Origin of the sequence: Pseudoxanthomonas mexicana, assembly GCF_001556105.1 — a bacterium.
Classification (GTDB): Bacteria; Pseudomonadota; Gammaproteobacteria; order Xanthomonadales; family Xanthomonadaceae; genus Pseudoxanthomonas_A; species Pseudoxanthomonas_A mexicana_A.
Map to the genome: position 1 here is coordinate 95,223 of NZ_LSIF01000034.1, position 13,038 is coordinate 108,260.

General features: G+C 61.9%; 9 protein-coding genes. 3 read left to right on the forward strand and 6 right to left on the reverse strand.

Annotation, left to right across the window (positions count from 1 at the left end):
* Positions 1-8: 8 nt before the first annotated feature.
* From mutL to AX730_RS05980, 3 genes are read left to right on the forward strand one after another with little or no spacing between them, the layout of a single operon-like run.
* Positions 9-1,811, forward strand: coding sequence for a DNA mismatch repair endonuclease MutL (mutL, locus tag AX730_RS05970; protein ID WP_062353397.1), 1,803 nt, complete (start codon positions 9-11; stop codon positions 1,809-1,811).
* Between the two features lies 1 nt (position 1,812).
* Positions 1,813-2,751 carry a DUF1684 domain-containing protein gene (locus tag AX730_RS05975; RefSeq protein ID WP_062353400.1) on the forward strand — a complete coding sequence of 313 codons (939 nt, stop codon included), beginning with the start codon at positions 1,813-1,815 and terminating at the stop codon, positions 2,749-2,751.
* Positions 2,752-2,771: 20 nt separating this feature from the next.
* Entirely contained in the window at positions 2,772-3,707 is a 936-nt protein-coding gene (locus AX730_RS05980) for a TraB/GumN family protein (protein ID WP_062353403.1), read from the forward strand.
* 25 nt (positions 3,708-3,732) lie between these two features.
* Here the strand turns inward: AX730_RS05980 and rnfB are convergent, their stop codons facing one another.
* The 6 genes from rnfB to AX730_RS06010 all read right to left on the reverse strand — a co-directional run bounded on the left by rnfB (position 3,733) and on the right by AX730_RS06010 (position 12,779).
* Complete coding sequence (gene rnfB / locus AX730_RS05985) at positions 3,733-4,200, reverse strand: Rnf electron transport complex subunit RnfB (RefSeq protein WP_083537756.1); 468 nt, start codon at positions 4,198-4,200, stop codon at positions 3,733-3,735.
* A complete protein-coding gene (gene metG / locus AX730_RS05990; RefSeq protein ID WP_062353409.1) occupies positions 4,166-6,229 on the reverse strand; it encodes a methionine--tRNA ligase in 2,064 nt (687 codons plus the stop codon). The genes rnfB and metG overlap by 35 nt, the downstream gene beginning before the upstream one ends.
* A gap of 119 nt (positions 6,230-6,348) precedes the next feature.
* Positions 6,349-6,789: a DUF2147 domain-containing protein gene (locus tag AX730_RS05995; RefSeq protein ID WP_062353412.1), complete on the reverse strand. Its 441-nt coding sequence runs from the start codon at positions 6,787-6,789 to the stop codon at positions 6,349-6,351.
* Positions 6,790-6,879: 90 nt separating this feature from the next.
* Positions 6,880-7,524, reverse strand: a complete 645-nt coding sequence (locus AX730_RS06000) for an SEL1-like repeat protein (protein WP_062353415.1) — start codon at positions 7,522-7,524, stop codon at positions 6,880-6,882.
* Between the two features lie 308 nt (positions 7,525-7,832).
* Positions 7,833-9,827: an alpha/beta hydrolase family protein gene (locus AX730_RS06005; protein WP_083537757.1), complete on the reverse strand. Its 1,995-nt coding sequence runs from the start codon at positions 9,825-9,827 to the stop codon at positions 7,833-7,835.
* 129 nt (positions 9,828-9,956) lie between these two features.
* Entirely contained in the window at positions 9,957-12,779 is a 2,823-nt protein-coding gene (locus tag AX730_RS06010) for a TonB-dependent receptor plug domain-containing protein (RefSeq protein ID WP_062353418.1), read from the reverse strand.
* Positions 12,780-13,038 lie beyond the last annotated feature (259 nt).

Here is a 13,038-nt window from a genome sequence, read left to right on the forward strand (position 1 = left end):
GCCAGCACGTGCCGATCCGCCAGCTTCCCGACACCCTCATCAACCAGATCGCGGCCGGCGAAGTCGTCGAACGACCTGCGTCCGTGGTCAAGGAACTGGTCGAAAACGCCCTGGATGCTGGCGCGCGCCGCGTCGACATCGACCTGGAAGAGGGCGGCGTCCGCCTGATCCGTATCCGCGATGACGGTGGCGGCATCGCACCGGACGAGTTGCCGTTGGCGGTGTCGCGCCATGCCACCAGCAAGATCGCCTCGCTCGACGACCTGGAAGCCGTTGCCACACTCGGTTTCCGTGGCGAAGCCCTGCCCTCGATCGCCTCCGTCAGCCGCTTTGCACTGACCTCGCGGCGTGCGCAGGACGAGCATGGCGCGTCGTTGCTCGTGGAAGGCGGCAAGGTCGGCGAAGTGGCACCCAAACCGCACGCCGTCGGCACCACGGTGGAAGTACGCGAGTTGTTCTACAACGTGCCGGCGCGACGCAAGTTCCTGCGTGCCGAACGTACCGAGATGGGGCACATCGAAGAGTGGCTGCGTTCGCTGGCACTGGCGCGTCCCGACATCGAGCTGCGCGTCTCGCATAACGGCCGCCCGTCCCGTCGCTACAAGGCGGACGAACTGGAATCGCTTGCTCGCCTGAGCGAGACCCTCGGTGACGAGTTCTCCCGCAGTGCGCTGCGCGTCGACCACGAGGCGGCCGGCCTGCGCCTGCACGGGTGGATCGCGCAGCCCAGCTATTCGCGCGCGAGCGCCGACCAGCAGTACGTCTACGTCAACGGACGCTCAGTGCGCGATCGCAACATCGCGCACGGGGTGAAGATGGCGTACCAGGACGTGCTGTTCCATGGGCGCCAGCCGGCCTATGTGCTGTTCCTGGAGCTCGATCCCACCCGCGTCGACGTCAACGTCCACCCGGCCAAGCACGAAGTGCGGTTCCGCGATACGCGGCTGATCCACGATTTCGTCTATCGCACCTTGCACGAAGCACTGGCGGAAACACGCGCCGGTACCTTGCCGCAGGACACGGCGCCATCGCCGTTCGCGGTGCGGCCTGCCATGCCCGTGCCCTCCGCCTGGATGCCCACGCAGCAGTCGCCGCTGGGACTCAATGTCGCCGAGGCACCCGCCGCCTACGCTGCGCTGTATGCACGCCCGCCCATCGATGCGGTGGATGGTGGAACGTATGCTCAGGCGTCCACACCGGCGATGCCGGCGAGCGACACCGATGGCATACCGCCGCTGGGTTTCGCCATCGCGCAGCTGCACGGCATCTACATCCTGGCGGAGAACGCGGACGGCCTGATCGTGGTCGACATGCATGCCGCTCACGAGCGCATCGGCTACGAGAAGCTGAAGTGGGCGCACGACAGCATCGGCCTGCGCTCGCAGCCGCTGCTGGTGCCGATGGTACTGGCGGTGGCCGAGCGCGAGGCGGACGTGGCCGAACGCGAGGCCGCCACGCTGGCGACGCTGGGCTTCGATATCACCCGCAGCGGTCCGCAATCGTTGAACGTGCGCAGCATCCCCGCGCTGCTGTCGAACGCCGAACCCGAAGCGCTGTTGCGCGATGTGCTGGCCGACCTGCGCGAGCACGGCGAAAGCCGGCGCGTCGCGGCGGCGCGCGACGAACTGCTGGCGACGATGGCCTGCCACGGCGCGGTGCGCGCGAACCGGCGCCTGACGCTGCCCGAAATGAATGCCCTGCTGCGCGAGATGGAAGCCACCGAACGCTCCGGGCAATGCAACCACGGCCGCCCCACCTGGGCGCGCTTTTCCTTGAACGAGATCGACCGCTGGTTCCTGCGAGGACGCTGACATGGGGAAGAACACGGGGTGGCTGGGGATGGCCATGCTGGTGGGGCTGCTGGCCGGATGTGGTGGCGGTGATGGAAAGGACACGGCGAGCGGCAAGGTGGCCGATGTCAATTTCCTGGCCGACAACGCGGCGTGGCGTGAGCAGCGCAAGAGCGAACTGCTTGCTCCCGATGGCTGGACCAGCCTGGTCGGCCTGCATTGGATCGAACTGAAGTCGCACTTCATCGGCAGTGGCCCGGGCAGCGGCATCAAACTGGCCGTCGGACCGGCAAAAATGGGGATGGTGACGCAGCAGTCCGGACGCATCTTCCTCACGCCGGAGGCCGGAGCCCAGTTGACCCTCAATGGCGAACCATTGAAGGGTCGCGTCGAGCTGCAAAGCGATCGCGATCCTGCGCCGGGCGTGGTCGGCTTCGATGACGGCAAGGGCCTGCTGACGGTCATCGAGCGCGGTGGTCGCCACGCCCTGCGCGTGAAGTATGCCGACGCCGAATCACGCACGCAGTTCGTGGGACTGGATTACTGGGCACCGCAGGAAGCGTGGCGTATCGAAGGTCGCTACATTCCGCATCCCCCGGGCAAGACGCTGACCATCGTCGACGTGATCGGCGTGGCCAATGAATCCCCCAATCCCGCCGCGGTCGAGTTCGAGCGCGACGGCAAGACATTCCGCCTAGAGGCGCTCGGGCCGCCTGAAGGCCCGCTGTTCTTCCTGCTTGCCGATCGCACCAGTGGCCATGGCAGCTATTCCGCAGGACGTTTCCTGGACGCGGAAGGGCCGAAGGACGGCAAGGTCCTGCTGGATTTCAACCGCGCCTACAACCCGCCGTGCGCGTTCACGCCGTATGCGACGTGTCCGCTGCCACCAGCGGAAAACCGCCTCGACCTGCTGGTCGAGGCGGGCGAAAAAGCCTACGCCAAGCCCATCAAAGTGCTCTGAGCCAGAAAGGAACGAACCGAATGTCATTGCGCGCTTCGCTGAAAGCCCTTGTCGCCACTGCGCTGCTCGGCAGCGCGACCGTCCTGGCGGCGGATACACCCACGACGGGCGCGACGCCGGTGCCATTGCTGTGGAAAGTGTCCGACAAGGACAACGCGGTGTACCTGCTTGGTTCGTTCCATCTTCTCCGTAGCACCGACTATCCGCTGTCCGCCGACATCGATGCGGCGTTTGCCGACGCGGAGCGGGTGGTGTTCGAGCTGTCGCCGGACGAGATGCGTTCGCCGGCGTTGTCGCAGCTGATGATGCAGGCCGCGATCCGCACGGACGGCAAGACCCTCCAGCAGGAGCTGGACGCAACGACGTGGACGCGGCTGGAGGCATGGGCCGGCAAGAACGGCGTGCCGCTGGTGTCGTTCAACAGCTTCGAGCCCTGGTTCGTCGGCCTGAGCATCAGCATTGTCGAGATGACCAAGCAGGGGCTGGATCCGAAGTTGGGACTGGACAATCACTTCATGGACAAGGCCCAGGCCGCCGGCAAGCCGACTGGCGGGCTGGAGCGTGCGCAGGAACAGATCGGCGTGCTGGACGGCATGGACGCGACCGAACAGCGCCAGTTCGTGGTGGAGGCGCTGGAACAGGCAGACAAGGGTTCCGTGGAAACCGAGCGCCTGCACCAGGCGTGGCGACGTGGCGACGCGGAAGGCCTGTGGCATGGCATGGCGGCGGACATGAAGCAGCAATACCCGCGCCTGTACCAGCGCATCAACGTCGATCGCAACGACGCATGGGTGCCGAAGATCCGCGCCATCCTCGACCAGCCTGGCGATGACGATGTACTGGTGGTTGTCGGTGCGCTGCACTTGCTGGGCAAGGACGGCGTGGTCGAGAAGCTGCGCGCGCAGGGCTACACGGTCGAACGCGTGTGCTCGGTGTGTGCGACGCCAGCGCGCTGACGGATCTCAGGCCGCAAGACGTCGCTCAGGGCCCGGGTTCCATCACGATGCAGTCCACCGGGCACGCGGGCACGCAGAGTTCGCAGCCCGTGCAGAGTGGATCGATCACTACGTGCATGTGCTTGGCACCACCGATGATGGCGTCCACCGGGCAGGCCTGGATGCACTTCGTACAGCCGATGCAATCGGCTTCGACCACGACGGCGACGATGGCCGGTTTGTGCGTGCCGCGCGAACGGTCGTAGGGTAGTGGCGTCACCTCCAGCAGGCGGGCAAGCGCCCGCGCACCCTCGTCGCCGCCAGGCGGACAATGATCCACGCCTGCGGTGCCCTGTGCCATCGCCTGTGCGTAGGGGAGGCAGCCTTCGTAACCGCACTGGCCGCACTGGGTCTGCGGCAACAGGCGGTCGAGGCGTTCGACGAGATCGGCGTTCATCGCCGTTGAGCGGCTGGTAGCGTCAGCGAACCGGCATGCCGGGCTGGGCAGCGGCATCCGCGTCCAGCAACGCCAGCGCGCCGCCGTCGAAACCGGCCGACAGGATCATGCCCTCGCTCAGGCCGAAGCGCATCTTGCGCGGCGCCAGGTTGGCGATGAACACCACGTTGCGGCCGACCAGCGTGTCCGGCTCGCCGTAGCTGGCGCGGATGCCGGAGAAGATCTGCCGCTGGCCCAGGTCGCCGGCATCCAGCAGGAAGCGCAGCAACTTGTCGGAGCCGTCGACGAAGCCGCATTCCAGCACCTTGCCGATGCGCAGGTCGAGCTTGGCGAAGTCGTCGATGCCGATGGTGCCGCCGGCGTCTTTCGCTTCGGTCGGCGTGGCGGATTTCGGCTCGGCTTTCTTCTCGGCGGCAACAGGTGCAGGCGCAGCGGCGAGGGTGTCCTTGGAGGCGTCGATCATGGCGTCGATCATTTTCGGGTCGATACGGGTGAAGAGCGGGGAATACGGCTGAATGGTGTGCCCCTGCAGCGGTGCGGCTACATCACCCCAGGTAATGACGGGCGCACTGAGGAACGCCTCCGCCTCGGCCGCCGTACGCGGCAGCACCGGCTTGAGCGCTGCGGCGAGCACGCGGAACAGGTTCAGCCCCTGCGTGCAGACGGCCTGCAGCTCGGCATCCGCACCTTCCTGCTTGGCGATCACCCACGGCTTGGTCTCGTCCACGTATTTGTTGGCTTCGTCGGCGAGCGCCATCGTGAGGCGTAGCGCGGTGGCCGGTTCGTTGCGCTCGTAGGCGTCGGCGATCGGGCCGAGCGCGTCGACGAAGCGCTGGTACATGGCCGGATCGGGCAGCGCGTCGGCCAGACGGCCGGCGAAGCGCTTGTCGATGAAACCCGCGCAACGGCTGGCCAGGTTGACGAACTTGCCGACCAGGTCCGCATTGACGCGCGCGATGAAGTCGCCCAGGTTCAGGTCGAGATCATCGACGCCGCCGGATGACTTGGCTGCGTAGTAATAGCGCAACGCTTCGGGTTCAAGGCCGACATCCAGGTAGGTGCGGGCCATGATGAAGGTGCCTCGCGACTTCGACATCTTGGCGCCGTCCACGGTCAGGTAGCCATTGACGTGCAGGCGCGTCGGCGCGCGATGGCCGGTGCCATGCAGCACCGCCGGCCAGAACAGGCCGTGGAAGTTGACGATGTCCTTGCCGATGAAGTGGTGCAGCTCGACGTCGGTGCCGGCTTCCAGGTGCGAGGCGAAGTCGAAGCCGCGCTCGGTGCACAGGTTGCGGAAGCTGCTCAGGTAGCCGATCGGTGCATCCAGCCACACATAGAAATACTTGCCGGGCGCGCCGGGAATCTCGAAACCGAAGTACGGCGCATCGCGCGAGATGTCCCACGCGCGCAGGCCGCCCTCGGCATCCAGCCATTCGCGCAGTTTCGCCTTCACGCCGGGCAGCGCGACATCGCCGGCCAGCCATTCGCGCAGGAAGGCATCGAAGTGGCCGACCTCGAAGAAATAGTGCTCCGAGTCGCGGATCTCCGGCGTGCTGCCGGACAGGATCGACTTCGGTTCCTTCAGGTCCGTCGGTGAATACGTCGCGCCGCAGACCTCGCAGTTGTCGCCGTACTGGTCGGCGGATCCGCAGTTGGGGCAGATGCCTTTGATGTAGCGGTCGGGCAGGAACATGCCCTTGGCCGCATCGTAGAACTGCGCCACTGTGCGACGGCTGATGTGGCCACCGGCGTCGAGCCGCTGGTAGAGCTGTTCCGTCAGCTCGCGGTTTGCGGCGGAGTTGGTCGAATCGTAATGGTCGAAGGCCACGCCGAAGGCGGCGAAGTCGCGCTCATGGCTGGCCTGGATACCGGCGATGAAGGCTTCCGGCGTGACGCCGGCCTTTTCCGCCGCCAGCATGATCGGCGTGCCGTGGGTGTCATCGGCGCAGACGAAGTACGTCGTGTCGCCGTGCATCCGCCGCGCCCGCACCCAGATGTCGCCTTGGACGTAACCCACCAGGTGGCCCAGGTGCAGCGGGCCGTTGGCGTAGGGCAGGGCGTTGGTGACGAGGGCAGTACGGCTCATGACGGACTTCGCGACGGGGGGGAGCGATTATCGCATGCTCGGATGGATGCCTTTTCCCATGGGCCAAACGCAACAGGCCCGGCATTGCCGGGCCTGTGCGGTATCGGATTCGCGAAGCCTTACTGGCGGAGCCAGGTCTGCGACTTGCAGATGAAGGCGATGCAGCCCGACACCTCCAACTTCTTGCCGCCGTCGAGCAGTTCCATCTTCGACTTGTAGATCTTGCCTTCGTCAGGCTTGAGGATCGTGCCACCAGCGTAATCACCGCCACCCTCTGCCTTCATGCCACGGATGATTTCCATGCCGGTGATCGGCTTGTTCTTGCGGTCATCCTTGCATTTGTCGCAGGTCGGATTCGGCTTGCTCGGGTTGATCAGTTCGACGATGCGGCCGGTGATCGTGCCGTTCGCGGCCTGGGTGATCTCGACGAAGGACTTGGGCTTGCCGGTATCGCTGTCGATCGTCTTCCAGCGGCCGACCACCGGATCGGCGGCGGACGCCATCATCGAGACGGCCATCAACGGAGTGGCCAGGATCGCGGCCATCAGGGTCTTGCGCATGTTCCCCTCCCAGGGATGTAGGTCAGGCCCGCCAACAGGAGTCGGCGGGATGACGGACGTTATACCGCATCCGCTGGCGTATGGAAGAGCTCAGCCGTCCTTCTGCGTTCCCAGTTGGCTTTCATTGCGTTCAGGCGTTTCTGGCTCGACTGCATCAACGTCCGGAGAGGCATTCGGGATCCGGGATGCGGGCTGTGTGGGTGGGAGCTGCTCCAGTTCACCCACGTTGACCCGTCCGATACGCGGCTTCATCCATACTGTGTCGTGCCAGGCTTGGTACTTCTTCGGATCCCAGTACCGCTCATCGAAGAATTTGCTGCCATCGATCTGTTCGAAGCCATTTGGGCCGGGCACGTAGATCTGCACGTTTCCGGTGAAGCCGGTGCGGCTGCCGGTGATGTTCCGTCGTTCACGCCGGAGTACTATGGCGATACGAGGTTGCGCGGCGGCATCACCGTACTTCGCATACAGAATCGCGCCTTCATCCAGCGCGCGCTGGCGATCTGCTTCAGTCAGCGCGTTCCAGTACCGCTCACGTAGTCCGAGAAATCCGGCGTAGCCGCGCTCTGCGGCGAGATCCATCCATGCATACGCCAGCGCAGAATCTTTCGGCGCTCCGTGGCCATTCCAGAACATTTCCGCGATCATGCCTTGCGACGGCTTGTCAGCATAAAAAGCGGCACGCCGGAAGAATTTCAGTGCATCCTCGTATCGCCCCTGCTTGAACTCTTCCATGCCATGCAGTCGATAACGCAAGTCCGGATGAGCAGTCAGGAACCCGGCCGAGAGCATCTGTTTATCCTGAGTCGGGTCAGGTGGGGCAGCATTCTGAGCAACTGACGGCCGCATTACGCCCAACAAGAACAGGAAAACAAGAAGTCCCCAAGTACCTAACGATTTCATGAGTTTCCATTTCGTCCGGATAGGATGACGATCATTCTGGTGATTCGCCGGCCCGCGTGCCTGTATCGAAAGTCACAAGGGGAAAGCCAAAAAAACGGCCGGCACTAGTGCCGGCCGTGAACGGTACTGTTGTTGTCGACTCAGTTGGCGCCGCTGACTTCGCCGACTTTCACGGTGCCACCGATGTGACGCGAGAAGAAATCGAGCATGGTCGTATAGAGCTTCACTCGATTCTCGACATCGTAGAAGCCATGCATTTCGCCCGATTGGATGATCATGCCTTCCGGCGGGTTGCCCGCCGCGATCAGCGCTTTGTTCATCAATTCGGTCTGCTCGGGCGGCGTACGAACGTCGCGGGCACCGGCGGCTAGGTAGACTGGAATCTTCACTTCGCTGGCGCGACGTGCTGGAGAATTCTGTGCCCAGGATTTCGTGTCGCTGCCATGTGTACGGCGAAGATAGCGTTGGCCGGACTCCCGCTCCGGAATGTCGCCCTTCTTGAACATCATGTCCACGTCGTAGACGCCCACATAGCCGAACGTGCACTTGAACAGTCCGGGAGCGCGAATGGGTGCCATCAATGACGAGTATCCACCGAAACTGCCGCCGTAGATGCAGATGCGGTCCTTGTCGACATAGCCTTGGCCGATGGCCCACTGGGTGGCATCGATGATGTCGTTCTGGATGCCCTGTCCCCACTGCAGGTGACCAGCGTCCTGGAATGCCTTGCCATATCCACCTGAGCCGCGGTAGTTCATCTGGAGTACGGCGTAACCGCGACTGGCCAGCAACTGCGCCTCCCCATTGAAGCCCCAGTTGTCGCGCGGACCGATCGGTCCGCCGTGCGGATTGACGATCAGCGGCAAATTCTTGCCATTGGAACCGTTGGGCAGGGTAAGGTATCCATGGATCAGTTTTCCGTCGCGAGATGTGAAGTTGAATGGCTTGACGGACGCCATTTTCTTCTTGTCCAACTCCGGCTTGCGCTGCATCAGGAACCGCGCCTTGCCAGTATCTCGGTCGTAGAGGTAAAGCTCTCCGGGATTACTGTCACTGTAAACACTGACGATGATCTTCTTGCCATCCTGTGTCTGGCTTGCAAAATCAACCATCTGTCCCTCGAAGGCGGCCGCCAGCGATGCGTAGATCTCGGCATCGGGGCTGCTCTCGTCGATTAACTTCACTGCCGGCGCGCCAGCTTCGGTTACAACGCCGATCAGCGTGGAATCATCGGTCGACCAGATGTAGTTGGACACTTCGGCGATCTTGTCTTGGAACAATGGCGTGAATTCGCCGGTCGCGGTACTGAGCGTGCCTACAGCCGCGGGAGACTTCCCATCGTCCTGCTCGGCGTATACCGTGCCTGTCGGAGTCGTGCGAATCACCGAGAGGTGCTTGCCGCCGGACTTCGATGCATTGACCAGCGTCCAGCCTTTTTCGTCGCGGCGGTAGAGTTCAGTGCGTTCATCGTACTCACCTTCTTCGTCCCTGCTCGAAGAGCAAACGGCAAACCGTGGCTGCTTGCCTGCGTCAAGTGCGATGCTGCAATTTTCCTTCGGGGCACGGCCCATTGATACACGGCGGCCGCTAACCGTGTCCATACGATATACCTCCGTTCCCACGCCTTCGGAGGAACGTGGACTAGTAGCTTGCATGATGACGCTTTGGTCATCGTCCCGAAGCGTATCCAGAAGCGAGAAACGTTCGGAACCTACCGCCTTGCCTCGCTGCGTTGCATCGCGCGTGCCGTAGAAGATCAGTGGGCGCGGCTGGCTGCCATCCGCATTGACGGCAAACCATTCTCCTGTATTGAACGGCTGCGCATATCCGCCGAGTTTCTTGACAGCATTGAACATTAGCCGATTGGGGCTTGTCCAGAAGAAGCTTCCGACGCTTTTGTTGTCAGGTAGCTGGTTGACCTTGACCAAGCTGAGGTCACTTGTTCGCATGACCGCCAAAACGTCTTGTTCGCCTTTGTCCACCGTGATCGCCAAGTACTCGCCATTCGGCGAGATCCTGACCGTCCCGTAGGCGGCATGAGACACGAAATCGCGCACGGGCTGGAGCGACTGGGTTGCTGCGGCCGCTCCAAGCGAAGGAATCGAAAGTACGCATGCGACGAGCATGGGTTTCATTGAGAACTGCACTAAAAGCCCCCTAGTATTTTTGCCCACGAGCCGTGGGCGTCGGTGTTCGAAACCGAAGGTACCTCAAAAAGAAGGCCCGGCGTCACCGCCGGGCCAGCGCAAGGTTCAGTCAGCGAATCAATTGAACTTGTAGTTGAAGCTTACGAACACCTCGCGGCCGATCGGGCTAAACGCGCGCCAGAAGTACGGATAGCTATTGAACGTATCGTCGTTCGGATGCAGCTTGTTAAGTACATTGTTAACCGCTAGACCCACGGTTGCTTTCTCGGTGATCTTCTTCTCGACCCTTGCATTCCAGATGATGTAGGGAGCGATGCGGCCCGTCTCGGCCCAGTTTGGCAGCGAGCCCCAGCGATAGCCGTTAACGTTGAAGTTCCAATCATCCTTGTTCCAGCCAACCTGCCAGTTCACGCGGCTGCGGAAATTGAAGAACTGGGGGTTGTCGCGCTGGTTCTCGAATTCTTCGCCAACGTATTGCTGTGCCTCAAACTTGAGTACATGAGTCCAGCCCAATTCGGCGATGAAGTCGCCCATGCGGTCGGTGTCGACCCTGTACGAGATGCGCGAGTCGACGCCCGATGTATTGGTCTGAGCCTGGTTCTGCGGGTAGGTAGCGATTTCGGCGATGTCGCCGTTGCCATCACGCATGACGCGACTGATGATTTCAATGCATCGTGCTGAGGTCGGATCCACTGCCGAGCCGTCGCGGTTGGTGCCCAGGCGGCAGGCTGCTTCCTCACGATAGAGCCGTCCGGTCAGGTCACTGATGGCGCCCTCAAGCTTGATGTTGTAGTAGTCAACGGTCAGGGACAGGTCGTCCATGACGTCCCACACAACACCCGCGGTATAAGACTTGCCCTCTTCTGCCTTCAAACGCGGGTCGCCTTTGCGGGTACCGAAAACTTGAGGGTTGTAGAGCGAGCCGCCGCAATCTGCGGTTGATGTTGGATTCAGACCCGCTGCGCGACATGCATATTCGTCAAATGCATACGTATAGAAGCCAGATTCACCTGCATAGATGTAGTGCATGTCCGGTGCTTTGAAACTTGTGGCATACGAACCACGCAGCAGCAGGCTGTCAACAGGACGCCATTCCAGGCCCGAGGACCAGGTGAAGGCTCCATTGATGGCGCTCGCATCATCGAACTTGTCATAGCGACCGGCCAAACTGGCCTTCAAGGTGCTCAGCAGCGGGATGCTGAATTCGACGCCGACGGAATAGCGATCGCGGCTGCCACCACCACCGGTGGACGTGAGGCCCATCGGAGCATCGTTGCCAGTGTAGTTAAGTCGTGCGCGAGCATCCGGGCTGACATCGTACTTCTGGGAAGCGGCTTCCAAGACGGCGGCCATGGCAAGACTACCGGCCGGCATCTCGAACAAATCGCCACTGAGCACGAACGATCCCTGACTTACCTGGGATGACGCCTCATCCCTGTAGGACGAAGTGATCGATGTGTAGTCCGCTGACGACAGCGGGTTGGTCAGGCGATTCAGGTTCAAGGCGTAAATCGCATAACCCGTGCCGGCATGCGTGCCAAGTCGCTGACCGAAGAAGAAATCACGTACTTTCGATTGGACCAGCCAGTTGTACTTCGTTTCAGACTTGTAGCGGGAGTGAGACAGGGTTGCATCCCAGTCAAAGCGACCATCGAATACGGTGCCGCGCAGTCCCGTAGCAAAATCCAGCGATTGTTCATTGGAGAGAGTCGGCGCCCCACCACCGTTCCCGATTTCGCTAGGGGCGATGGTGCGATACACGTTGCCGATTACAGCGCCAACATTCGGGTCGTAGAAATTGTTCGCGCCGGTCACGGATGCGCTGGTGAACGTGCGGGAACTCGATGCGAGCTTGGCCTCACTGTTGCTGTATCCCAATTGCGCCCAAGCCTGAATCGTATCGGTCAACTCGTAGGTGCCATACAGGTACGCGTTGAAGTTTTTGTCGGAGTTTCGGATGGCTTGGCCCGCTGGATACCCGTAGTAGCCACAGAAGGCTTGTCCGTTAACCGCAACGGGCTCGAACTCGGAGAAGCGACTGCAGGTGGTATTCAGATTGCCCGCCATTGGCCAGCCCAAACGGCGACCTGGAGCGCTCGGATTGGAGGTCGGATTGCCATTCGCATCCACCCACATGGTGTAACGCACGCCGGGCAGCGCAGTTGCATTGGCTGGATCGATCGACGGATCGTCGCGGTAAGAGTCCATAAACTCACGCTGGCGACCGTAGATCGCTTCGCGCTCAAGGATTTCAAAGGCGTAAGTCAGGCTGGCTCGCTCACCGATCTTGCCGCCCACCCATTGCAGGCGACCGGAGTCGCCACCACCCATGGTCGTGGTGCCGACGCGAAGATTGAATTGGTCGCCTTCAAAATTCGTCTTCATGATGACGTTGACGACACCCGCGACCGCGTCGGAGCCGTAAATGGCCGAAGCGCCGCCGGACAGGACTTCAATGCGCTCAATGGCGCCCGCCGGAATGTTGGCGAGATTCACCGCATTGGATTGACCGTTGTAAGGCAGGGGATAGTCGGCGGCACGTCGTCCGTTGATCAGCACCAACTGGTAGCCGGGGCCCAAACCACGCAGATTGAGGAAGCTGGCGTTCGGCGTAAAACCGTTCTGGTTCAGTTCGTTCTGGACGGAGCCAGTGAACTGGGTCAGAGTGTTGAGCGCATCGTAGACGGTCGAAAAGCCCTGCTTCTCAATGTCCGCAGCCGTGATGACCGTTACCGGTGCAGGGCCTTCGATCTCAGCCTTCTTGATGCGGGAGCCGGTCACAGTAACCTTGTCCAGCGTGGAGGTCGCTTGCGGTGCCTGTTGAGTCGTCTGACTGGCTTCCTGCGCAACCGCACTGCCCGCGAACGGCACAACCAGAGCGGTGATCAATGCCGCGCTCAGGCGGCTGCGCTTGAGCGCATTCGTATTGCGAACTGACATGTGGTGAATCCCCTAAACTGTCGATGGATGCGGCCCCCACTGGACTGATCCGTCAGTCCCAGCCGCACATAAACGTCCTCGTGACCCGACGTTAACATGGGATTAACGTCGCTGCCCATACCACGAAGAGATGTTACAGACGTTACGGCTTAAAACGTGACGCGATTCACAAAAATCAACCGGAGTGGACGTGGAACTGGAATATCTGTCGCAAATTCGGCTTGCCGGCCTGCCCACGAACCTGAATGGAGGATTGAGG

Excerpts from the sequence above, each read along its gene's own strand:
- metG (WP_062353409.1), bottom strand. The coding sequence starts at position 6,229 with ATGAGCCGTACTGCCCTCGTCACCAACGCCCTGCCCTACGCCAACGGC.
- AX730_RS06010 (WP_062353418.1), bottom strand. The coding sequence starts at position 12,779 with ATGTCAGTTCGCAATACGAATGCGCTCAAGCGCAGCCGCCTGAGCGCG.
- rnfB (WP_083537756.1), bottom strand. The coding sequence starts at position 4,200 with ATGCCGCTGCCCAGCCCGGCATGCCGGTTCGCTGACGCTACCAGCCGC.
- AX730_RS06000 (WP_062353415.1), bottom strand. The coding sequence starts at position 7,524 with ATGGAAGAGTTCAAGCAGGGGCGATACGAGGATGCACTGAAATTCTTC.
- AX730_RS05975 (WP_062353400.1), top strand. The coding sequence starts at position 1,813 with ATGGGGAAGAACACGGGGTGGCTGGGGATGGCCATGCTGGTGGGGCTG.
- AX730_RS05980 (WP_062353403.1), top strand. The coding sequence starts at position 2,772 with ATGTCATTGCGCGCTTCGCTGAAAGCCCTTGTCGCCACTGCGCTGCTC.
- AX730_RS06005 (WP_083537757.1), bottom strand. The coding sequence starts at position 9,827 with ATGAAACCCATGCTCGTCGCATGCGTACTTTCGATTCCTTCGCTTGGA.
- AX730_RS05995 (WP_062353412.1), bottom strand. The coding sequence starts at position 6,789 with ATGCGCAAGACCCTGATGGCCGCGATCCTGGCCACTCCGTTGATGGCC.